The following is a 22,258-nucleotide window of genomic DNA, read 5'->3' as shown; positions in this document are numbered from 1 at the left end:
GGTTCAGGCGAAGACCACGGTCTTGTTGCCGTGCACCAGCACGCGATCCTCCAGGTGCCAGCGCAGGCCGCGGGCCAGCACGGCCTTCTCCACGTCGCGGCCGAACCTCACCAGGTCGTTGGGCGTATGACAGTGGCTGACCCGATGGATATCCTGCTCGATGATCGGCCCGGCATCGAGTTCCTCGGTCACGTAGTGACAGGTCGCGCCGATCAGTTTCACGCCCCGCTGGTGCGCCTGATGATAGGGCTTGGCACCGGCGAAGGACGGCAGGAAGCTGTGGTGGATATTGATCACCCGCCCGGCATAGCGCTCGCACAGGCTGGGCGGCAGGATCTGCATGTAGCGCGCCAGCACCACGCAATCGGCGCGCGCCTCGTCCACCAGTCGCTGCACCTCGGCGAAGGCCGGCGCCTTGTCGTCGGGACTCACCGGCACATGGTGATAGGCAATGCCGTGCCACTCGACCAGGGCGCGAAGGTCGTCATGGTTGGAGATCACCGCGGCGATGTCGCAATCGAGCTCGCCCGCGGTCCAGCGGTAGAGCAGGTCCACCAGGCAGTGGCTCTCCCGGGACACCATCAGCACCACCCGGCGCCGCTGGCTGGTGTCGTTGAGCGCCCAGTCCATGGCGAATTCGTCGGCGATCGGTGCGAAGGCATCGCGCAGCGCCTCATGGGACATGCCGATCGAATCGGCGAGGATCTCGTAGCGCATGAAGAAGCGTCCCGACTCGAGATCGGAATGCTGGCTGGCCTCGGTGATGGAGCCCCCATACCCGGAAATGAAGGTCGATACCCGGGAGACGATTCCCCGGCGATCGGGACAGGAAACCACCAGTCGATAGTAGTGTGACATCGGATGACCGTTGCGGTTGGGCGGACGAGGGAGTCCGCATTGTAGCGAAATCCGTCCGCCGGGTCAGACCCGCGGGCACCACTCGGCTACCCAGGCGGATAACGTGAGCCACTTGATAAGGGGTTCGTTGTGGGCGCGGGCGACGATCCCGTATAGTGAAGACACATTTCCCGGCCACCTGCCTCCTCGATGCCCCGACCCCGTGTCCAGATTCGTCCCCGCCGCCGCCCGCCGCTGCACTTCCTGCCGCTGGGCGGATGCGGCGAGATCGGCATGAACCTGAGCCTCTACGGCCACGAGGGCGACTGGATCGCGGTGGACTGCGGCATGATGATCCGCCAGGACCTGCCGGACAGCCCGCTGCAGGTGCCCGACCTCTCGACCCTGGCCACCATGGGCATCCGGCCCTCGGCGCTGATCATCACCCATGGCCACGAGGACCATATCGGCGCCGCCGCCTGGCTGTGGCCGAAGTGGGGCTGCCCGATCCATGCCACGCCCCTGGCGGCCGGCCTGCTGCGCGCCAAGTTCGCCGAGCGCGGCCTGCGCCAGGATGCCATCCGGGTCATCGAGCCCGGCGAAGCCCTGGAGACGGGCCCCTTCACCCTGCGCTACCTGCCGCTCACCCACTCCATTCCGGAGAGCTGCGCGCTGCTGCTCGCCGCCGGCGAGCACCGGGTGCTGCACACCGGCGACTGGAAGCTCGACCCCGAGCCGCTGATCGGCCCGGCCGTGGCCCCCGAGACCTATCGCGCCCTGGCCCCGGTCGACCTGGTGGTGGGCGATTCCACCAACGCCCTCCTCCCCGGGCACTCCCGCAGCGAGGGCGAGGTGTCACGGGCCCTGGAGACGGCCATCGGCACCTGCCGGGGCCGGGTGGTGGTCAGCTGCTTCGCCAGCAACCTGGCCCGGGTGCTGGCCATCGGCCGCGCCGCCGAGCGCTGCGGCCGCCGGGTGAGCCTGATGGGCCGCTCCATGGAACGCATGGTGGGCGTGGCCCGGGGGCTCGGCTTGCTGGAAGACTTCCCGCGGCTGGTGCCGGTCTGCGACCTCGGCTACCTGCCCCCGGAGGAGGTGCTGGTGATCGCCACCGGCAGCCAGGGCGAGCCCCGGGCGGCGCTGTCCCGGCTGGCCCGAGGCAACCATCGCCACTTCGAGCTGGAGAGCGGCGACAGCGTGATCTTCTCGTCCCGGACCATCCCCGGCAACGAGCGCCTGATCGCGCGCCTGAAGGACGCGCTGGGCCGCTTCGGCGTCACCCTGTTGGACGACACCAACCACCCGGAACTGCATGCCTCCGGGCACCCCGCCCAGGAGGAGCTGACCACCCTCTATGGCTGGGTACGCCCCCGACGCCTGCTGCCGGTGCATGGCGAGCCGCGCCATCAAGAGGCCCATCGGGCGCTCGCCCGGGAGCTGGGCATCGACGCGCCCCTCGCGCCCCAGAACGGCGACCTGATCCGCCTGGATGCCGAGGGCCTGCACCTCGAGGCGCGCCATCCCCAGTCGCCGCGCATGATTCGCCAGGACGAGGTGGCGCCCCTGCCGGGGCTCGGCGGTGAAGAACGCTCGCGCCATGGGCAGCTTCACCTGGCCTTGACGGTGGCCGCCACCGAGCATGGCTGGACGCGCCTCGGTCGCCTGCTGCTCGATACCAGCCAGTCGTCGCCCCTCGACGAGGACGCCTTCAGTGACTGGCTGGATGACTGCCTCGAGGAGATTCACGTCGATACCCTCGCCGACCTGCGCCTCGCCCTGCGCCCGAGGCTGCTGGCCTGGATGGGCGAGCACCTGCGACGGGTGCCGGAAATCCACCTGCAGATCCTCGCCGCCGAGGCGGAGCTCTCCTCGAGCCCGTCGGACTGACGACGGCTTCCGGCCAGTAAAAAGCTCCCGCCGTAGTGGCGGGAGCTTTTGTGATTGCTGCTTACTGCTTACTGGCTTCGCGACGTCGTCGCTCGGGCTCAGGCGTTGTCGGCCTTCTTCGGCGGACGGCCACGCTTGCGGCGAGGCTGTTCGGGCACCAGATCATCGACGGAGAGGCCCGCTTCATTGATCTGCTCACGGATCTCCGCCAGCTTGCGAGCCTTCAGCGCTTCATCTTCCTGGCGACGACGCTCTTCATCGTTTTTCTGCTCGATGACCTCACCGATGACCTCGGCGAGCTTGTGCAGTTGCTCCATGCTGAGCTGACGAGCCGCAGCACGCGCCACGTTCTTGTTGCGAGCGATGCGCTCCAGGGATTCGTTGGACATTGCCCCCTCCGTATCGGGAATTCTCAGGTTCGGTTGTGACTAACCGGGCCATATCGAAAGTATATTCGTCGATACCCATTTGGCAAGAATAGTCGAGGAAAATTCCCGACCATCGTGGATGGGAATCCTCGAGAAGAAAAATGAAGGGGGGAAAAAACCGGGAAGGAAACGAAGGGCAGCACAGCCATGACCCGCCGGAAAAGGCGCTGCCCTTCCCGACGGGTCGAGGGGAATCAGCCGCCGGTCATGTTCATGAAGCGCACCACCTGAACATCGCCGTCGGTGGTGAAATGGTGGCGCTCCGGCTTGAGCGGCATCGCCTCGACGATGGCCTCCTTGAGGGCATCGATATCGCCGGGGTGGCGACGCAGCACGGCGCGCAGGTCCACCGAGTGCTCGTTGCCGAGACACAGCAGCAGGCGCCCTTCCACCGTGACGCGGACCCGATTGCAGGTCGAGCAGAAGTTATGGCTATGGGGCGAGATGAAGCCCACCCGGGTCTCGCTGTCCGGCATGCGGAAATAGCGCGAGGGCCCGAGGGTCGACTCGGTGGTGGGAATCAGGCGGTGGCGACGCTCGATCAGCGCCTGCACCTCGTCGCTGGAACAGAAGGTCTCGGCCCGCGAGTGGTCCGAGACGTCGCCCAGCGGCATCTCCTCGATGAAGCTGATATCGATGCCTTCGCCACGGGCGAAGTCGACCAGGTCCACGACCTCGTCGTCGTTGCGGCCCTTGAGGATGACCGCATTGAGCTTGATACGCTCGAAGCCGGCCTCGCGGGCCGCGCGAATGCCATCGATGACCCTGGCCAGCTCACCGGTGCGGGTCAGCCGACGGAAGCGCTCGGCATCCAGCGAGTCGAGGCTGATGTTGAGCCGCTGGAGCCCCGCCTCGCGCAGCCGCGGGGCGAACTTGCGCAGGCTCGCCCCGTTGGTGGTCATGGCGAAGTCCTTGAGCCCCGGCAAGGCGCCGATGTCGTCCACCAGGCGGTCGATGTCGCGGCGGACCAGCGGCTCCCCGCCGGTCAGGCGGATCTTCTCCACGCCCATCTCGGTGAAGGCCCGGGCCACCAGCGACAGCTCCTCGAGGGTCAGCACCTGGGCCCGCGGCAGGAAGGTCATCTCCTCGCTCATGCAGTACACGCAGCGGAAGTCACAGCGGTCCGTGACCGAGATGCGCACGTAGCGCACTCGCCTGCCGAAGTCGTCGATGAGCTCGTCGTTCATTCTGAAGTCTCCCAGCGTCGGGCGTCTCGATGATCACCCTCGCGTTCGGCCACCCAGTAGGCACCGCTGGCCGTGTGTTCCTTTTTCCAGAAGGGCGCGCGGGTCTTGAGGAAATCCATGATGAAGTCACAGGCCTCGAAGGCCGCGCGCCGATGGGCACTGGCCACCACCACTAACACGATAGGATCCCCCGGGGCCAGGTGGCCGATGCGGTGGATCAGCCTCACGCCCTGGAGCGGCCAGCGCTGCTCGGCCTCGGCGACGATCTCGGCCAGGGCCGACTCGGTCATGCCGGGATAATGCTCCAGGGTCAGGGCCTGGACCTCGGGCCTCTCGTTGAAGTCGCGCACCAGCCCGGTGAAGCTGACCACCGCGCCGATATCGCTGCGCCCACGGGTCAGGGCCTGCTGTTCGAGGCCCGCATCGAAGCGCTCCTGCTGCACACGAATCATCCCGCTAACCCCCCGTCACCGGTGGAAAGAAGGCCACCTCGTCCTCGGCGGTCAGCGGGGTGGCGTTGCCCGCCATGACCTGATTGACCGCGCACAGCACCCGGCCCTCCTCGAGGCCGGCGAAGCGCGAATCCCTGGAGGTGAGCAGCGCCTTGAGGCCGGCCACGTCGGCGCTTTCCAACTCGTCGAAGGGCACCGAGACCTCGCCCACGCCGAGCCGCTCGCGAAGCTCGGCCAGGCACTTGACGCGGATGCAGGGCTCGCCCATGGCACAGCGCACGCCCAGCGATACCTCCCCGGTGGCGCCCTCGCCGGTGACGATCGGCGCCGGCTCCAGGGCGGCCGGGCCACGCTGATAGTCGCCGGACTTGCCGCCGGTCTTGGCCTCCAGGTGGATGCTGCCGATCTCCATGTCCTTGTCCACGGCCTTGCACATATCGTAGAGGGTCAGGCAGGCCACCGACACGGCGGTCAGCGCCTCCATCTCGACGCCCGTGCGGCCGGTCAGCCGGCAGGTGGCACTGACATGCACGCAGGAGGCGGCCTCGTCCAGGCGAAAGTCGACGCTCACCTTGGACAGCGCCAGGGCATGGCACAGCGGGATCAGCTCGTGGGTGCGCTTGGCGGCCTGGATGCCGGCGATGCGCGCCGTGGCCAGCACATCGCCCTTGGGCAGGTCGCCATCGGCCAGCAGGGCCAGGGTCGCGGGGCGCATCTGGATGATGCCGGAAGCCCGCGCCTCGCGGCGGCTCTCCGCCTTGTCGCCGACATCGACCATATGGGCTTCACCGCGGGGATTGAGATGGGTCAGGCTCATGGATTCAGCGCCTCAAGACAGTCGAAAAAGGGGTTGGATGGTCACCGCCTCGCCGGCCTCGACGCTGTCGCGCCGGGCGTCGAGTTCGATCAGGCAGTCGGCGGCCACCATCGAAGACAGGATGCCGGAGCCCTGGGCGCCGGTGTCGCGCACCCACAGCCGGCCGGCCTCGTCGCAGCGGGTGACCCCGCGCAGGAAGTCGGTGCGCCCGGTGCGGCTGCGCAGGGGCGTCTCGGCCAGCGCCGTCAGCCGTCGCGGGGCCACCTCCGCCCTGCCCTGCAGCCGGCCCAGCAGGGGCACCACGAACTGCAGGAAGGTGACCATGGTCGCCACCGGGTTGCCCGGCAGGCCGAGGAAGGGCACCGCCCGCGCGCCGAGCTGGCCGCAGGCCAGCGGCCGCCCCGGGCGGATGGCGATGCGCCAGAAGGCCAGGCGCCCCACTTCCTCCAGCGCCTGGCGGGTGAAGTCGGCCTGGCCCACCGAGACGCCGCCGCTGGTGATCACCAGGTCGGCCCGCTCGGCGGCATCGCGCAGCGCCGCGATCGTCGCGGCCCGATCGTCGGCGAGGATCCCCAGGTCGAGCAGCTCGGCGCCCTGCTCGCGCAGCAGGCCGGCGAGGCTGAAGCGATTGGCATCGAAGATCCCGGCCGGGGGCAGCGCCTCGCCCGGCGGCGTGACCTCGTCGCCGGTGGAGAACACCGCGACCCGGGGCCGACGATGCACCGCCGCCTCGGCCTGCCCCAGCGAGGCCAGCAGGCCGAGCTCGGCGGCGCCGATGCGGGTGCCGGCGGCCAGCGCCCGCTGGCCACGGGCGATGTCCTCGCCGGCCTGGCGCACGTGCTGGCCGCGCCTGACCCGTTCGGGATGCTCCACGCGCACGGCCTGCCCCGTCGTCTCGAGTTGCTCGCGCATGATCACGGTGTCGGCCCCGGCGGGCAGCGGCGCCCCGGTGGTGATGGCAACGCAGTCGCCGGGCGCGAGGGTCGCGCCATGGGAACGGCCGGCCAGCACCTCGCCGACCCGGCGCCAGCTCTCGGGCGGCGAGCCGGCGACGGGCCAGGCCAGGGCGATGCCGTCCATGGCGGCATTGGTGTTCTGGGGCACGTCGATGGGCGAGAACACGTCCTCGGCCAGCACCCGGCCGTAGAGGGCGTCCAGGCCGACCCGCTCCACCGCCAGCGGCGTCGGCACCAGCTCGGCCAGGGCGGCGTCGGCCTGCTCCGGCGTGAGCATGCGCTCGCCGAGATCGAAGCAGGAGAGCGTCATGCCGGGCGGCCCTCCCGGCGCGGGTGGCGCGCCTCGGGCCAGCGCGCGGGCCAGGCGGCGACCCAGTCGGCCAGCGCCTCGAGGTCGTTGAGCTCCAGCGCCTCGACGCCTTCGGGCAGGGGCACGACGACGTCGCTGGCCACCGCCTTGACCCAGGGATCCTCGGCCACGCGCAGCGGCTTGCCCACCGCGGGACGATGCAGCTCCAGCTTGGGCAGCGGCCAGGCCTTGAAGCCCTCCACCAGAATCAGGTCCGGGGCCTGGGGGCGGACCATCTCGACCAGCTCGGCGAGGTCCGCCTCGTCGCGCCCCGGGGTCTCCATCATCATCGCGATGCGCGCCCGGGAGGCCACCAGCATCGGCGCGGCGCCGGCCTGGCGCAGGCGATGGCTGTCCTTGCCCGGCTGGTCGACGTCGAAGCCGTGGTGGGCATGCTTGATCACCGCCACGCGTAGCCCTCGGCGCCGCAAGGCGGGCAGCAGGCGCTCCAGCAGGGTGGTCTTGCCGGTGCCGCTCCAGGCGGCGATGCCGAGCAGCGGCAGGTCGTCGCGCAGGGTCAGGGTGGCGGGTAGCGAATCGCTCATCGGCGCGCAGACTCCTTGCCGTGCAGGCGCTCCAGGCGCTGCTTCTCGTCGTGGGTGTTGAGGTTGGCGAAGGCGTCGGGACAGTCGGAGACATCGACGCGACACCAGGCATGCCGGTCATACCAGCGGTCGATCTTGCGCTCGCCCTGGGCCAGGGCCCGGGCCAGGTCGTCGACCAGCGAGCGGCGGATCAGCGCCACCACCGGATGCAACCGCTCGCCGTCATCGGCCACGGCGATATCCATCGCGCCGATGCCCCCCACCAGCCGCGCCACCAGGTCGTCGGGCAGTGCCGGGCTGTCGCACGGTACCACCACCACCCAGGGGGTCCGGGCGGCGTGGAGGCCGCTGTAGATGCCCATCAGCGGGCCCTGGTAGCCGGCCTCGGCGTCGCGGATCACCCGGTCGCCCTGCTCGGCATAGGCCTCGAGATGGCGATTGGCGTTGATCAGCACCTCGGATACCCGCCCGACCAGCGGCGCGCAGGCGTGGGCCACCAGCGGGCGGCCGGCGAACGGCTCGAGGCCCTTGTCGCGCCCGCCCATGCGGCGCCCCTGACCCCCGGCCAGCACCAGCCCGGTGAGGTCGTCTCGGTGGATCATCAATACTCCAGTGAATTGCTCAGGCATACGCTCATGATGCCTTAGCCACGCGATGGGTGCCATGGCCGCCGCGCACGCGCCATTCCCCGGCATGACGCCGATCAAGCCGCGGCTTATCGAGACCGCCGTGAAACGGTATCATCCGTCAACAATTTTCCACGACCACTCACTTCAGGCTCGCGGCCGATGCCGCCGACAGGAACGACGATGGATGAAGGATTCGACGTGGGCGCCCGCCTGCGCCAGCTGCGCCAGGAACGTGGCCTCTCGCAGCGGGAGCTGGCCAAGCGCGCCAAGGTGACCAACAGCAGCATCTCGCTGATCGAGCAGAACAGCGTGAGCCCCTCGGTGAGCTCGCTGAAGAAGATCCTCGATGCCCTGCCGGTGTCGATCACCGCCTTCTTCGCCGGCGACGAGCACAGCCAGCCGCGCCCCTTCTACAAGGCCTCGGAGCTCACCGAGATCGGCGATGGGGTGCTGTCATGGCGGTTGGTCGCCGCACGCCGGCCGGACCGGCGCATGTCGCTACTCCACGAGCGCTACCCGCCCGGGGCCGATACCGGCGACGAGATGCTCGAGCACGAGGGCGAGGAAGGCGGCGTGGTGGTCGAGGGCGAGATCGAGATCACCGTGAACGGCGAGGTCGCGATACTGGAAGCCGGCGACGCCTACTATTTCGACTCGCGCCTGCCCCACCGCTTTCGCAACGTCGGCGACCGCGAATGCGTGATCGTCAGCGCCAATACCCCGCCGTCGTTCTCGGATGGCGGGGAAGAGCTTCACCACGGCTAAGCCCCCTCGCCTGGGGGCCGGCGCGACAGCCAGCAACGGCACTGCTCCTATCATTCTGCAGGACGGTTTTTTCTTGACAATGGGATGGTGCCTCACCAACCCCGTCCCATGTCCTAGGACACGGGACGCGAGGTATTGATGAAAACGCTTCCCGATGACTGGCGGGACTGGGCCTTGGATGACGCCGATATCGACTTGCCCGGCAACGGCTTGCCTGGGCTCGAAGACGATCAGCTTGCCACCCGCTATAGCGTGAGAGCCTTGGCGGAGGAAACCGGGATCAGCAAGAGCCAGGCTAGTCTGTCCTTGCAGCGTTGTCTGGAAGTCGGTCTGATTCGCAAGGATCGCAGGACCGGCGCACCGCGCGCTAATGTCCGGGCCCTGTTCAACTTCATCATGCATGGGGTGCGCTATGTGTTTCCGGCCAAGCCCGGCGAAATCACCCGCGGCATTGCGACTACCTTCGCCGCGCCGGTACTGGAGGGCCGGCTGTACAGCTCGGGGGAACTGCTGATGGTGTGGCCGGATGCCCGGGGGAACAGCAAAGGCCAGGCCATCGAGCCGCTGTTCAAGAGTGCGCCCTATGCGGTGCGTCGAGATAGGGAGCTGTATGCCATGCTGGCCTTGGTCGATGCCATCCGGCTGGGCCATCCCCGCGAGAGCAAGCTCGCCGCCGAGAGGCTGGCGGAGTATCTGGGGTAACAAATGAGCCTTTTCGACGACCAGTGCGTCATGCTCCGCCAGGTAGCCGAGGCCCTCGGGGCCGAGCTTCGCGACCAGGTGGCCTTCATAGGGGGCTGTACGACCGGACTCCTGCTGACCGACCCTTTCACCCGCGAGCAGGTGCGCAGCACCGATGACGTGGACCTGATTATCGGTGTCATGACCTACGCCAGCCTATGACCTCTTTGGATATGCCGTGCAGATCCAGACCAGGGATCCGGATCGCGAAACGCTGCTTTTCGCGAGGCTGGAAGTCTTGGCCGGGGAGAAAGGCTGATGCAGGCCAGCTGGTTCAGCCGGCAAGGCGGCGAGCGAACCCGCAATAGCGATGCCGCAGCCGTGGGGCAACAAGGCCAGCATGTCTGGGCGGTCGGGTCCGGGCGCCTTGATCAGATCGATCGGATGTCAGACGCCGACAACCTTGGCCATTGCCAATACGCATGAACCTGTTCCGGTCAAGTCAGCGCGCCTGGCGATCAGCAGGAGGGCGAAAGATGCCTCGCTAACTCCTGTGACGGCGCCCCACCCGCATGGGCGGGGCGCCGTCACTCCTCCTCGGCCCTGGGCAGCACCCAGTTGAGCACGATGCCCACCAGGGCGGCGAGGCTCACGCCCTGCAGGGTGAACTGCCCGTTGCCGAACTGCATGCCGCCGATGCCGAACACCAGGATCAGCGATACCACCACCAGGTTGCGCGGCGAGGTCAACGGCTTGCCGGCGCGCACCAGGGTGTTCATGCCGACCACCGCGATGGAGCCGAACAGCAGCGTCATGATGCCGCCCATCACCGGGCCGGGAATGGTCTGCAGCACCGCGCCGAGCTTGCCGAGGAAGGACAGCAGGATGGCGATGCAGGCGGTGATCACCATGATCCAGGGATTGAAGGCCCGGGTCAGGGTCACCGCCCCGGTCACCTCGGAGTAGGTGGTATTGGGCGGCCCGCCGAACAGCGCCGCGGCACTGGTGGCCAGGCCGTCGCCCAGCAGGGTGCGATGCAGGCCGGGCTTCTCGAGGTAGTTGTGGCGGGTTACCGAGCCGATGGCCACCATGTCGCCGATATGCTCCACCGCCGGGGCGATGGCCACGGGCAGCATGAACAGCACCGCGGCCCAGTGGAAGCTCGGCGCGACGAACTCGGGCAGCGCCAGCCAGGCCGCCTCGCGCACGGGCGTGAAGTCGACCACCCCCATCAGCACCGAGAGGCCGTAGCCGACGGCGATGCCGCCCATGATCGGCACCAGCCGGATCAGCCCGCGGCTGAACACCGCCAGCACCAGGGTCACCAGCAGGCTCGTCATCGACAGGAAGATCGCCGGGCCGTAGCCGATGGCCTCGCTGGTCTCGCCGGTGGCCATGTCCACCGCCACCGGTGCCAGCGCCAGGCCGATGACCATGATCACCGGCCCCACCACCACCGGCGGCAGCAGGCGATGCAGCCAGGCGGTGCCCTTGAGGCGCACCAGCTGCGAGATCACCACGTAGACCAGGCCCGCCGCCAGCAGGCCGCCGAGGGTGGCGGGGATGCCGAAGTTGGCCACCGAGCCCTGGATCGGCGCGATGAAGGCGAAGGACGAGGCCAGGAAGACCGGCACGCTCACCCGGGTCACGCCATGGAAGACCAGGGTACCGAGGCCGGCGGTGAACAGTGCCACGTTGGGGTCGAGGCCGGTGAGCAGCGGCACCAGCACCAGGGCGCCGAAGGCCACGAACAGCATCTGGGCACCGACCAGCAGGGTGCGAATCGGGGTATCGACCGGCAGGGGGGCGGCCGCCGAGGTATCGGACATGGATGGGGCTCCTGGGCATCGGGCAGTGGCGTCGCGCGGCATTCTAGCAGCCTCTCCGCGGTTTGGGGCCTCCCTGGCGCGGGGAGAGCCTGAAAGCCCGTTCTCCTGACACCCCCACGACTAGACGCCTTAGACGGGCTTTCCAGTTTCGCAGCAGAATAGGCGCCGGGGACAAGGCGGAGCGAGGGTCCTTTGCCATGGATGGCAAAGGTAGCGCCCAAGGAGGGGTTCACAGCGCCCTCGCTAAGGCTTGTCGCCGGACAAGCCCACCTCCAGCGATTGCGGTTTGAAAGGACCTCTTAAGTCCCCTCCCCCAGGCGCTCGTCGTGAGTCTCCGGCGCGTCGGCGAAGTACTCGGCCATGCGCGCCTCGGCCTGGTCGCCGAAGAGGATGTCGCAGGCCTCGCGCAGCCCCGGCGAGGTACGGATGGTCGCCTGTGGCACCACCTGGGAGATCTTCGAGCGACGCCGCAGGAAGTCCTCGAGCCGGGTGACCATCTCGCGACGCCGGGTCAGTTTGAGCTCGCCACGCAGGTACTCGGTCCCCGCGATCAGCACCTCGCCCTGCCGCGGGTCCTGGCGGATGTCCTCGAGTACCTCCAGGGCCTGGGCGCCATAGCGACGCCAGAGTCGCAGGCTCAGCGGCTCGGAGGCATGCGCGGCGGTCATGGCGTCCAGCGCCATCAGGCGCGCCTGGTGCATGAAGGTCTCGCGCAGCGAAACAGCGGGCTCGCCGTACCAGCGATAGCGCGGATGGGGCAGCGTCACGCCGAGCCGCCCCACCTCCTCGACCACTTCCTCGCCGACGTTGAGGCAGTCCGTCAGCTTGCCGCCGAAGATGCTCAGGTGGCGGGCCTCGCGGTCGATGTCGATGGCATGCTTGCGCGACAGGTTGAGGAAGTCCCGCTCGCCCCCGTTGCTGGGCCTCACCGCCAGCGGCCGAACGCCACAGCGGGTGGCGATGATATCGGCCGGACTCAGGGGCGTCTCGAGCGCCAGGCGCTTGTTGATGTTGTCGAGCACGAACTGGATGTCGTCGTCCGTCACCTCGACCTCGGGCGAGTCGACCCGGGTATCGGTGGTGCCGATGCAGGTGCGCGCGCCCATCGGGATGACGAAGAACAGCCGCCCGTCGTCGGCGAAGAACGCCAGCACGCGACGGTGCTCGGTGAGGCGCGGCACGATCAGGTGGATGCCCTTGGAGAAGACATGCCGGTGCTCGGTCTGCTGGCCCGAGAGGGCGTTGTGTTGGTCCACCCAGGGGCCGGCGGCATTGATCAGCACCTTCGAGCGGATCTCGAAGGTATCGCCGTCGATGACGTCGCGACCCCGGGTCACCCAGAGCTCCCCTTCCCGACGTGACCCCAGGGACTCGACGTAGTTGGCGGCCACGGCACCGAAGTCCAGGGCCCCGCGCACGAAGTTGAAGACGAAGCGGGCATCGTTGTCGTGCAGGTAGGCGTCGGAATACTCGAAGCCGCCCAGGGCATCGTCGGTGTCGATGATCGGCTCCCGGGCCTTGATGTCGGCGGCCCGGAGGAAATGCGGCCGGCGGGTGAAGCCGCTGCCCATCAGCCAGTAGAGCCAGGTGCCGGCCCAGGGGTACAGGGGATGATGGCGAAAGCCCTTGTTGATGGTGGTCAGGAAGCGGATCTCCTGCACCGTGGAGGGATAGCTCTTGATCAGGTGGTTGCGGCTCTTGCAGAGCTTGCGCACCAGCGCGAAGTCGCCACTCTCCATGTACTTGATGCCGCCCCACACCAGGTTGGACGACTGCATGCTGGTGCTGCCGGCGAAGTCACCGCGATCGATCAGCGCGACCCGCGCGCCCTTGCCGCTGAGTGCGGCGGCGGCGGACGCGCCGTTGATACCGGCACCGATGACCAGCACGTCGAACACCGACTCGGGCAGCTTGCGTAGATTGGTCTGTCGTAGTTGCATGTCTGGCCCTTATCTGGAAGCAAAGAGGCCCCGCTCGGCCTGCGCCGAGCGGGGCCCTGGGTCCCGTTCAGGCAACCGTTCACACTGCTGTCGTGTCCTGTCGCTTGCCGACAGGCCGAGGCAGGTCCGTTGACCTGCCCAGCGTGATCAACGTGTGCCGGCGGCCATCCACTCCTCCATCATCTCGTCGTAGGGCACGGTGGTTCCCTGCGGCATCTCGTTGTCCAGCTCGGCCTTGGGCGAGCCGTCCTGGGAGAGCCAGTGCTCGGGGTCGCTTTCCTCGTTGAGGTTGGGGGCATAGGTCTCGAAGACCTTGGCCCGCGCCAGGCGCGCCATGATGCTGTCCAGGTCCCCGGCCAGGTTGTCGAGGGCTTCCTTGGGCGAGATGTCCCCGCTGACGGCGGGCGACAGGTTCTGCCACCACAGCGGCGCCATGCGCGGATAGTCCGGCACGTTGGTGGAGGACGGCGTCCAGTTGGACTCGTTGGGGCTGCGGTAGAACTCCACCAGGCCGCCGAGCTTGGGCGCCATCTCGGTCATCTGCTCGGAGAAGATGTCGGAGCGGCGGATCGGCGTGAGGCCGGCCATCAGCTTCTCCAGCGAGACGGTCTTGGCGACCGTGAACTGGGCGAACAGCCAGGCGGCGGTGCGGCGGTCCTCGGGGGTGGAGTCGAAGAAGGTCCAGGAGCCCACGTCCTGGTAGCCGACCTTCATGCCCTCCTCCCAGTACGGACCGGTCGGCGACGGCGCCATGCGCCACTTGGGCGTGCCGTCGTCCTCGGTGACCGGCAGGCCCGGGTCGGTCATGTCGGCGGTGAAGGCGGTGTACCAGAACATCTGCTGGGCGACGTTGCCCTGGGCCGGCACCGGCCCCGCCTCGCCGAAGGTCATGCCGCTGGCCTCGGGGGGCGCGTACTGCTCCAGCCAGTCGACCATCTTGGTGACGGCGAACACCGAGGCCGGCGAGTTGGTGGCCCCGCCGCGGCTGACGCTGGCCCCCACCGGCTGGCTCTGCTCGTTGACGCGGATGCCCCAGTCGTCGACCGGGTTGCCGAAGGGCACCCCGGGGCTGCCCATGCCGGCCATCGACAGCCAGGAGTCGTGGAAGCGCCAGCCCAGCGACGGGTCGCGGCGCCCGTAGTCCATGTGGCCGTAGACCTTGGTGCCATCGATCTCGCCGACATGCTCGGTGAAGAACTCGGCGATGTCCTGGTAGGCGGTCCAGTTGGTGGGCACGCCGAGGTCGTAGCCGTAGAGCTCGCGGAACTGGTCCTGCAGGTCCTCGCGCTGGAACCAGTCGTAGCGGAACCAGTAGAGGTTGGCGAACTGCTGGTCGGGCAGCTGGTAGAGGCTGCCGTCCGGGCCGGTGCCGTACTGCAGGCCGATGAAGTCCTGGAGGTCCAGGGTCGGCAGGGTGTAGTCCGCCCACTCGTTGTCCATGGCATCGGAGAGGTTGACGGTGGTGCCATAGCGGATGTGGGTGCCGATGGCATCGGAATCGTTGACGTAGGCGTCGTAGATGTTGCGACCGGACTGCATCTGGGTCTGCATGTTGTTCACCACATCACCCTCGCCGATGATGTTGTGGGTGACGTCGATGCCGGTCAGCTCGCCGAAGGCCTCGGCCAGCACGTCGCGCTCGTAGATGTGGGTCGTCAGGCCCTCCGCCACGGTCTTGATCTCCATGCCGCGGAAGGGCTCGGCCGCCTTGGCGAACCACATCAGCTCCTCGATCTGCTGCTCGCGGGAGAGCGTCGACTCCTGGAAGTGCTCATCGACCAGCCGCTCGGCGATGGCGCGGGCGTCGTGACTGTCGGCGTGCAGGGCGCCGCTGGCCAGCATGACACCGGCCGCCAGCAGAGAGCGTCGCATTGTTGTCGCTTGCATATTGACCTCTTCGTTTGTTGTCGTTCGTCCATGAAGCCTGTGTTCCATGGCGGGAGCCCATGGCCTTGCAGTCAGTCAGCCCCAGCGCATCAGGATCAGTAGCCAGAGAAACGATGTGCCCAGGGCCAGCCAGATGCTGAGCGGGGTAAAGCCCACGACCAGCAGATGGATGTAGGCGGCGGAAAGCAAGCCGATGAACAGCCGGTCTCCCCGCGTGGTCGCGATCGGCAGGAAGCCCTTGCGCTCGATCGAGGGTGAGGCGACTTCCCAGGCGGTCATCCCGGCCAGCATGGCCGCGATGGTCGAGAAGAAGATCGTGGTCGGCGTGGTCCAGACCATCCATTCCATGTCGTGCCCTCCTCAGGTCCGGCCCAGGGCGAAGCCCTTGGCGATGTGGTTGCGAACGAAGTAGACGACGACGATGCCCGGCAGGATGGTCAGGGTGCCGGCGGCGGCCAGTGTCCCCCAGTCGATCCCCGAGGCGCCCTTGGTCTGGGTCATGACCGAGGCGATGGGCTGGGCATTGGTGGCGGTCAGGGTGCTGGCCAGCAGCAGCTCGACCCAGGAGAACATGAACAGGAAGAACAGCGTGACGCCGATCCCCGAGCTGATCATGGGAATGAAGATCCTGACGAAGAACTTCGGGAAGCTGTAGCCGTCGATGAAGGCGGTCTCGTCGATCTCCTTGGGTACGCCGCTCATGAAGCCCTCGAGGATCCATACCGCCAGGGGGATGTTGAACAGGCAGTGGGCCAGGGCCACGGCGATATGGGTATCGAAGAGCCCGACCGTGTAGTAGAGCTGGAAGTACGGCAGCAGGAACACCGCCGGCGGTGCCATCAGGTTGGTCAGCAGCCAGAAGAACAGGTGCTTGTCGCCGATGAACTGGTAGCGGCTGAAGGCATAGGCCGCCGGCAGGGCCACCGCGATGCTGATCGCCATGTTCATCACCACGTAGGTGATGGAATTGACGTAGCCCATGTACCAGCTGGAGTCGGTGAAGATCCTGGCGTAGTGCTCGAGGGTGAAGTCCTCGGGCCACAGGGTCAGCCCACCGAGGATCTCGGTGTTGGACTGGAAGGACATGTTGAGCAGCCAGTAGATCGGCAGCAGCACGAAGACGATATAGGCCGCCATCAGGCCACGCTTGCGCCACTGGCGACTCACCGGGCGTGCCTGGCGACGGCGCCTTGCATCGGCGGCCGCCGCCTGCTTGCGCACGGCCTCGGGGGTGGTGGGCATCGAATCGGTCATGTCAGGCCTCCCCATCCTGCTTGTCCTTCTGCATGTTCATGATCGCGGTGTAGAACACCCAGCTGACGAGCAGGATGATCAGGAAGTAGATCAGCGAGAACGCCGCCGAGGGCCCGAGATCCTGCTGGCCGATGGCCATGGTGGTCAGCGACTGGCTGAGGAAGGTGGTCGAGCTGCCGGGCCCCCCGCCGGTGAGCACGAAGGGCTCGGCGTAGATCATGAAGGAGTGCATGAAGCGCAGCAGTACGCCGATCACCAGCACGTTGGTCAGCTTGGGCAGCTGGATGTAGCGGAACACCGCCCACGTCGAGGCCCGGTCGATCCGCGCGGCCTGGTAGTAGGCATCGGGGATGGAGCGCAGGCCGCTGTAGCAGAGCAACGCGATCAGCGGCGTCCAGTGCCAGATGTCCATCAGGATGATGGTCGCCCAGGCATCCACCGGGCTTGCCGTGATGCTGTAGCCGTAGCCCAGCTCGCGCAGGCTCCAGCCCATCAGGCCGATATCGCCGCGGGTGAATATCTGCCAGATGCTGCCCACCACGTTCCAGGGGATCAGCAACGGCATGGTCACCAGGATCAGCACCGCCGAGGCCTGCCAGCCCTTCCTGGGCATGATCAGGGCGATGCCGATCCCCAGCGGCACCTCGATGGCCAGCACCGTCAGCGAGAAGGCGAACTGGCGCAGCACCGCCGCCTGCAGGGCCGGGTCGTTGAGCATCTCCCTGAACCACTCGGTGCCCGTGAAGAAGCGGGTGTTGGCGTCGAAGACGTCCTGGACCGAGTAGTTGACCACGGTCATCAGCGGGATGATGGCCGAGAAGGCCACCAGCAGCAGCATGGGCAGGATCAACCACCATGCGCGGTTGTTGCGAACTTTATTCATGGCCGATCTCCACGCGGTATTCGTCGACGTACAGGCCGAGGCGATCGTCGGGGAAACGCAGATAGGCCCGCCCGGTCGGGGTCGGCTGGTCCTCCTCGATGCGCGCCTTGAGGGCGGTATCGCCGAGCTTGAGGTAGACGATGGAGTAGGTGCCGAGGTCCTGGGCATGCTCGACCTCGGCCTCCATGCCGCCCTCCACCGGGGACTGGTGGACCTCGATGAACTCGGGCCGGATGCCCAGCTTGACGTTTCTCGAGCGGGCGCCATCGATGGCCCGACGCACCCCCTGCCCCACCGCCAATGCCGTGTCGCCGGCCATCACCCGGCCGTCGCGCAGCGCGACATCGAGGAAGTTCATGCCGGGGCTGCCGATGAAGTAGCCCACGAAGGTGTGGTTGGGGGTCTCGAACAGCTCGCGCGGGGTGCCGAACTGCACCACCTGCCCCTCGTACATCACGGCGATCTTGTCGGCGAAGGTGGAGGCCTCGAGCTGGTCATGGGTGACGTAGACCATGGTGATCTCGAAGCGCTGGTGGATCTCCTTGAGCTTGCGGCGCAGCTTCCACTTGAGCTGGGGGTCGATCACGGTGAGCGGTTCGTCGAAGAGGATCGCCGAGACATCGTCACGCACCAGCCCGCGGCCCATGGAGACCTTCTGCTTCTCGTCGGCGGTGAGGTTCTTGGCCTTGCGCTTGAGCTGCGCCGTCAGCTCCAGCACGTCGGCGACCTCCATCACCCGCTCATGGACCCGGGCCTCGGGGGTCTTCACGTTGCGCAGCGGGAAGGCCAGGTTGTCGTAGACCGTCATGGTGTCGTAGATGACGGGAAACTGGAAAACCTGGGCGATGTTGCGCGCCTCCGGCGGCAACGCATTGACCCGCTCGCCGTCGAACAGCACGTCACCGCTGGACGGCTCCAGCAGGCCGGAGATGATATTGAGCAGGGTCGACTTGCCGCAGCCGGAGGGCCCGAGCAGCGCATAGGCCCCGCCCTGGTGCCAGACGTGATTCAACTCGCGGATGGCATAGTCATTGGGCGACCGGGGATCGGCAAGATAGCTATGGGCGAGGGATTTCAGGGTGATCTCGGCCATCTCACAGGCCTCCCAGGTGGGACGGGATATGCACCACGGCGCCCTGCCGGTCGAAGGCATAGACCTTGCGGGCCGGGAAGTAGAGCGTGACCGGCGCGTCGACCGAAAACGCGTGCACGCCGTCGAGATGCGCCGTCATGTGGAAGCGCTCGTTATGCACGTGCAGGAAGGTCTCGGAGCCGCTGATCTCGGCCAGGTCGACGATCATCTGCACCTCGATGTCATCCTCGGCCCGGGGCGTCAGCGAGATGTGCGAGGCCCGCACGCCGAAGCGGTATTCCCCGGGAGGCAGCGAGCGCAGGTCATCGTTGATGGGGAAATGCAGCCGGCTGTCGAAGGTGACCTGCGTAGCGGAGACGGTGCCGTCGACGATGTTGATCGGCGGTTCGGAGAACATCTCGGCGGTGAGGATATCCCGGGGGCGGTGGTAGACGTCCTCGGTGCGGCCGTACTGCAGCAGTCGCCCCTGGTGGAGCACCGCGGTGTTGCCGCCCAGGGCCAGGGCCTCGGCGGGCTCGGTGGTGGCGTAGACGGCGATGCAGTTGCGCTCGCTGAACACCGCGCGCAGCTCCTCGCGGAATTCCTCGCGCAGCTTGTAGTCGAGGTTCACCAGCGGCTCGTCGAAGAGCACGATATCGGCGTCCTTGACCAGCGCGCGACCCATGGCGGTGCGCTGCTGCTGGCCACCGGAGAGTTCCAGGGGCAGGCGATCGAGGAAGGCCTCGATATGCAGCATCTCGGCGATCTCGCGGACCCGCCGGTCGATCTCGCGCTTCTCGACCCTGGCCAGCTTGAGCGGCGAGGCGATGTTGTCGTAGACGCTGAGGCTCGGGTAGTTGATGAACTGCTGGTAGACCATCGAGACATTGCGCTTGCGCACCGAGCGGCCGGTGACATCCTCGCCGTCCATCAGCACCCGGCCGCGGGTCGGGGTATCGAGACCGGCCATGAGGCGCATCAGCGTGGTCTTCCCGGACAGGGTGCGGCCCAGCAGCACGTTGAAGGAGCCGGGCTCGAGCTCGAGGCTCACCCCCTCGATGTGCGTCTCACCGCCGACCACACGATCGATGTGTTCAAGGATCAGGGACATACAGTTCTCGGCTTTCGTTGTTGTTGACGGTATTCGGGAACGGCTGAGGGAACCCTAGCCGAGATTCGGATACCACCACAAATGTAAATATCCGAAAACCAGGCCAGGACCCCGAGGAATACCGGCCACCCGATCCCAACTTGATGTTTTTAAAGAGCCAGATATCGGTATTGAACTTTTGTCCAAGGCCGACTCCCCCAGCCATGGCAACACGTGACCGAGCGATCAATGTTCGCTACTGAACGAATCCGAACATCAGGAATAAGTAATACCAAGGGTAGGCCAACACCGAGGGAAGTCACACCGGACGCTACCGGGCGTTGCAGTGCCGCCACCTCATCGGACGATGCGGTGCAAGGCGGTTGAGGTGGCACGCTGTGAGGACGACGATCTCGCCAGCCGGCTGCCCCGGCGCTGGCAGGACACCCGACCGACCCGAGCCGGTTCGAGACGCATGGGGGTCATCGAGCGCCTACAGCAGCTGTGGACCCGAGCCCCGTTCCGACAATTCGTCCCAGGGGTTGCGCAACGGGCAATCCTCCATGGACAGGCACCCGCAGCCGATGCAACCGCCGAGCCGATCCCTGAGCTCGGTGAGCCGGGTAATCCGCGCGTCGAGTTCTTCCTTCCATTGGGTCGAGAGTCGTTGCCAGTCCCCGGCGGTAGGGGTCCGCTGGTCCGGTAGCTGCGCCAGCGCCTCACGGATGGTGCCCAGGGGGATGCCGGCTCGCTGAGCGACCTTGATGACCGCGACCCGACGCAGCACATCCCGGCAGTAACGCCGGTGATTGGCCGGGTTGCGCCAGCTGTGAATGAGGCCCTTGGCCTCGTAGAAGTGGAGGGTGGAGACGGCGACCCCGCTTCGGCTGGCCACCTCCCCCACGCCGAGCTCGCGTGGGATGCTGTGCTTGCCCTGAGCCATGCCGGTACCTCGCCTCGAGCGGATGATGCGAAGAACCTAGCATTCGGCCCTTGACCTCAACAATACTTGAGGTCTTAAAACGTCTCCTGCGTACCCGCACAACAGGAGTTGAATGCCATGCAGGAGAAGATCAGAGTCGCCATCATCTACGGCAGCGTGCGTGACGGCCGGATGGCCGATACGGTGGTGAGCTGGGTCAAGCGCCAGCTGAACGAGTGGCCGGCCTTCGCCGTCGACGTCATCGACCCCGCAGGGCGCGACGCCGAGGATGAGGGCGCCCATGATCACAAGCTGGGCGCCGCCGACGGCTTCATCGTGGTCACCCCCGAGTACAACCATTCCTTCCCCGGTGCCCTGAAGAGCCTGATCGACAGCCACTTCTGGGAATGGCAGGCGAAGCCGGTGGCCTTCGTCTCCTACGGGGCCGCCTCCGGCGGCATTCGCGCCGTGGAGCAGCTGCGTGGGGTATTCGCGGAGTTGCACGCGGTGGGGCTTCGCGACGCGGTGATCCTGCCCCAGGTATGGAACCAGTTCGATGAGGACGGCGCCCTGGTCGAACCGGAACGTCCGTCCCGCGCCATGCAGACGCTCCTTGCTCGCCTGCAATGGTGGGCGAGCGCCCTGGCGCATGCCCGTCAGGCCAATGCCTATCAGGAGGCGGTGACATGAGGGATTTCACGATCACGCGGAAGGGTGGTGTCCGGGTACTGGTCCTCGGGCGCGTCCGGGAGGTGATGGAGACGGTGTGCAACGAACTCGCCGACGCCGGGCTCCAGGTCACCGGGACGGTGGAACCGGAGGAGGCCGCAGCGCGCTATCATGCCGGCGAGTTCGCCCTGATCGCCTTCGGAAAGGGCATACCGGCGCCGCTCAGGGACCGCTTGAAACGGAGCTTCTCGGCGCAGCATCCAAACGTGCGCCTGCTCGACACCTTCGCGCCGCGCGCCGCCTGGCAGATCCTCTCCGCCCTGGAGGACGGCCCTGCCGCGCCGCCGGTGGACCTGGCGGCGTATTGCCGGCGCATCGGCTACCGGGGGCCGCGCACGCCGACGCTGGAAACCTTGCGCGCGCTGGTGGAACGACACACGGCCGCCATCGTGTTCGAGGCCCTGGACGTGTTGCTCGGGCACGGTGTCGACCTTGATCCGAGCATGGTCGACCGGAAGCTGATCACCTCCGGGCGAGGCGGCTACTGCTATGAGCAGAACGGCCTGATGAAACGCGTGCTGATGGCGATGGGCTTCGAGGTCGATGGCCTCCTCGCCCGTGTCCGCTGGGGGCAAGCGCCCGGTGCGGCCCCGATGCCGAGATCCCACATGGCCTTGAGAGTGACGATCGACGCCGTGCCCTGGCTGGTCGACGTGGGATTCGGCGGGTGGGGGCCGTCGGCACCATTGCGCATGGACACCGCGGCCCCCCAGGCCACCCGGCACGAAGCGTTTCGGATCTTCCCCTTCGGGGACAGTCTGCTGGTCCAGTCTCGGCCCGATGAGCGATGGTGGCCGCTGTACGAGCTCTCCACCGAGCCGCAACTGGACGCCGACTTCGAACCGTTCAACTGGTATACGTCCACCCATCCAGGGTCGCCGTTCAAGCGCTCGCTGATGGTGGCCAGGACGACCTCGGAGGGGCGATTCACCTTGCTCAACGCCCGTTTGACCATTCGCCGACCGGACGGGGACGTCGACCGGCGGAGGCTCGACGTTGACGGTGTCGAGGCGGCGCTGCGGGAGACCTTCTGCCTGCCCGTCCAGCCGGCGTGGCGGGCGGCGATTCAGCCAGCCGTGGTGAGCGACACGGAACCCGCCGAGGAAGCTTGACCCGCCA

The 22,258-nt window shown here is 67.3% G+C and carries 24 protein-coding genes; 7 read left to right on the top strand and 17 right to left on the bottom strand.

The features are described from left to right. Positions 1-3 precede the first annotated feature (3 nt). Positions 4-858, bottom strand: coding sequence for a formyltetrahydrofolate deformylase (purU, locus tag QWY76_RS02825; protein WP_290309591.1), 855 nt, complete (start codon positions 856-858; stop codon positions 4-6). A 273-nt stretch (positions 859-1,131) separates the two neighbouring features. Here purU and QWY76_RS02820 point away from each other — a divergent pair, with 273 nt between their 5' ends. Next, complete coding sequence (locus QWY76_RS02820) at positions 1,132-2,724, top strand: ribonuclease J (RefSeq protein WP_290309896.1); 1,593 nt, start codon at positions 1,132-1,134, stop codon at positions 2,722-2,724. A 98-nt stretch (positions 2,725-2,822) separates the two neighbouring features. Here QWY76_RS02820 and QWY76_RS02815 read toward each other — a convergent pair whose 3' ends face one another. The 7 genes from QWY76_RS02815 to mobA all read right to left on the bottom strand — a co-directional run bounded on the left by QWY76_RS02815 (position 2,823) and on the right by mobA (position 8,060). Continuing rightward, positions 2,823-3,113 carry an H-NS family histone-like protein gene (locus QWY76_RS02815; protein ID WP_290309590.1) on the bottom strand — a complete coding sequence of 97 codons (291 nt, stop codon included), beginning with the start codon at positions 3,111-3,113 and terminating at the stop codon, positions 2,823-2,825. 233 nt (positions 3,114-3,346) lie between these two features. Next, positions 3,347-4,339, bottom strand: coding sequence for a GTP 3',8-cyclase MoaA (gene moaA, locus QWY76_RS02810; protein WP_290309589.1), 993 nt, complete (start codon positions 4,337-4,339; stop codon positions 3,347-3,349). After that, a complete protein-coding gene (gene moaE, locus QWY76_RS02805; protein WP_290309588.1) occupies positions 4,336-4,791 on the bottom strand; it encodes a molybdopterin synthase catalytic subunit MoaE in 456 nt (151 codons plus the stop codon). Before moaE ends, moaA begins: the two co-directional genes overlap by 4 nt. A 4-nt stretch (positions 4,792-4,795) precedes the next feature. Next, the gene (gene moaC / locus QWY76_RS02800; protein WP_290309587.1) at positions 4,796-5,608 is read right to left on the bottom strand and encodes a cyclic pyranopterin monophosphate synthase MoaC; all 813 of its coding nucleotides are present in this window, start codon (positions 5,606-5,608) and stop codon (positions 4,796-4,798) included. Positions 5,609-5,620: 12 nt separating this feature from the next. Next, entirely contained in the window at positions 5,621-6,874 is a 1,254-nt protein-coding gene (gene moeA / locus QWY76_RS02795) for a molybdopterin molybdotransferase MoeA (protein WP_290309586.1), read from the bottom strand. Beyond that, complete coding sequence (mobB, locus tag QWY76_RS02790; protein ID WP_290309585.1) at positions 6,871-7,458, bottom strand: molybdopterin-guanine dinucleotide biosynthesis protein B; 588 nt, start codon at positions 7,456-7,458, stop codon at positions 6,871-6,873. Before mobB ends, moeA begins: the two co-directional genes overlap by 4 nt. Next, a complete protein-coding gene (mobA, locus tag QWY76_RS02785) occupies positions 7,455-8,060 on the bottom strand; it encodes a molybdenum cofactor guanylyltransferase MobA (RefSeq protein WP_290309584.1) in 606 nt (201 codons plus the stop codon). Before mobA ends, mobB begins: the two co-directional genes overlap by 4 nt. A 207-nt stretch (positions 8,061-8,267) precedes the next feature. Here mobA and QWY76_RS02780 point away from each other — a divergent pair, with 207 nt between their 5' ends. The 4 genes from QWY76_RS02780 (at position 8,268) to QWY76_RS02765 (ending at position 10,019) form a co-directional block, all read left to right on the top strand. Then, entirely contained in the window at positions 8,268-8,852 is a 585-nt protein-coding gene (locus QWY76_RS02780) for a cupin domain-containing protein (protein ID WP_290309583.1), read from the top strand. A gap of 138 nt (positions 8,853-8,990) precedes the next feature. Next, positions 8,991-9,554, top strand: a complete 564-nt coding sequence (locus QWY76_RS02775; RefSeq protein ID WP_290309582.1) for a hypothetical protein — start codon at positions 8,991-8,993, stop codon at positions 9,552-9,554. Positions 9,555-9,557: 3 nt separating this feature from the next. Next, positions 9,558-9,755, top strand: a complete 198-nt coding sequence (locus tag QWY76_RS02770; protein ID WP_290309581.1) for a hypothetical protein — start codon at positions 9,558-9,560, stop codon at positions 9,753-9,755. A 96-nt stretch (positions 9,756-9,851) separates the two neighbouring features. After that, complete coding sequence (locus tag QWY76_RS02765; protein ID WP_290309580.1) at positions 9,852-10,019, top strand: hypothetical protein; 168 nt, start codon at positions 9,852-9,854, stop codon at positions 10,017-10,019. A 101-nt stretch (positions 10,020-10,120) separates the two neighbouring features. Here the strand turns inward: QWY76_RS02765 and QWY76_RS02760 are convergent, their stop codons facing one another. The 9 genes from QWY76_RS02760 to soxR all read right to left on the bottom strand — a co-directional run bounded on the left by QWY76_RS02760 (position 10,121) and on the right by soxR (position 20,431). Then, entirely contained in the window at positions 10,121-11,362 is a 1,242-nt protein-coding gene (locus QWY76_RS02760) for a uracil-xanthine permease family protein (RefSeq protein WP_290309579.1), read from the bottom strand. A gap of 299 nt (positions 11,363-11,661) precedes the next feature. Further along, positions 11,662-13,302 carry a glycerol-3-phosphate dehydrogenase/oxidase gene (locus QWY76_RS02755; RefSeq protein WP_290309578.1) on the bottom strand — a complete coding sequence of 547 codons (1,641 nt, stop codon included), beginning with the start codon at positions 13,300-13,302 and terminating at the stop codon, positions 11,662-11,664. Between the two features lie 147 nt (positions 13,303-13,449). Further along, a complete protein-coding gene (locus tag QWY76_RS02750) occupies positions 13,450-15,189 on the bottom strand; it encodes an ABC transporter substrate-binding protein (RefSeq protein ID WP_290309577.1) in 1,740 nt (579 codons plus the stop codon). A gap of 75 nt (positions 15,190-15,264) precedes the next feature. Next, positions 15,265-15,537, bottom strand: coding sequence for a DUF2160 domain-containing protein (locus QWY76_RS02745; protein ID WP_290309576.1), 273 nt, complete (start codon positions 15,535-15,537; stop codon positions 15,265-15,267). Between the two features lie 12 nt (positions 15,538-15,549). After that, complete coding sequence (locus tag QWY76_RS02740; RefSeq protein WP_435388936.1) at positions 15,550-16,443, bottom strand: carbohydrate ABC transporter permease; 894 nt, start codon at positions 16,441-16,443, stop codon at positions 15,550-15,552. 1 nt (position 16,444) lies between these two features. After that, positions 16,445-17,326: a carbohydrate ABC transporter permease gene (locus QWY76_RS02735; protein ID WP_290309575.1), complete on the bottom strand. Its 882-nt coding sequence runs from the start codon at positions 17,324-17,326 to the stop codon at positions 16,445-16,447. Then, positions 17,319-18,419: an ABC transporter ATP-binding protein gene (locus QWY76_RS02730; RefSeq protein WP_290309574.1), complete on the bottom strand. Its 1,101-nt coding sequence runs from the start codon at positions 18,417-18,419 to the stop codon at positions 17,319-17,321. The genes QWY76_RS02735 and QWY76_RS02730 overlap by 8 nt, the downstream gene beginning before the upstream one ends. Position 18,420: 1 nt before the next feature. Then, positions 18,421-19,509, bottom strand: a complete 1,089-nt coding sequence (locus QWY76_RS02725; protein WP_290309573.1) for an ABC transporter ATP-binding protein — start codon at positions 19,507-19,509, stop codon at positions 18,421-18,423. Between the two features lie 472 nt (positions 19,510-19,981). Continuing rightward, positions 19,982-20,431, bottom strand: a complete 450-nt coding sequence (soxR, locus tag QWY76_RS02720) for a redox-sensitive transcriptional activator SoxR (RefSeq protein ID WP_290309572.1) — start codon at positions 20,429-20,431, stop codon at positions 19,982-19,984. Positions 20,432-20,548: 117 nt separating this feature from the next. Between soxR and QWY76_RS02715 the strand changes: the two genes are divergently transcribed. Together QWY76_RS02715 and QWY76_RS02710 are read left to right on the top strand one after the other, a co-directional pair. After that, entirely contained in the window at positions 20,549-21,100 is a 552-nt protein-coding gene (locus tag QWY76_RS02715) for an NADPH-dependent FMN reductase (protein ID WP_290309571.1), read from the top strand. Beyond that, complete coding sequence (locus QWY76_RS02710) at positions 21,097-22,251, top strand: arylamine N-acetyltransferase family protein (RefSeq protein WP_290309570.1); 1,155 nt, start codon at positions 21,097-21,099, stop codon at positions 22,249-22,251. The genes QWY76_RS02715 and QWY76_RS02710 overlap by 4 nt, the downstream gene beginning before the upstream one ends. The last annotated feature ends 7 nt before the right edge of the window (positions 22,252-22,258 follow it).

The sequence above is a fragment of the Halomonas maura genome (genome assembly GCF_030409305.1).
Lineage (GTDB): Bacteria > Pseudomonadota > Gammaproteobacteria > Pseudomonadales > Halomonadaceae > Halomonas > Halomonas maura.
Note: the sequence above shows the minus strand (reverse complement) of the source record. Positions and strands in the feature narration are given on the sequence as shown.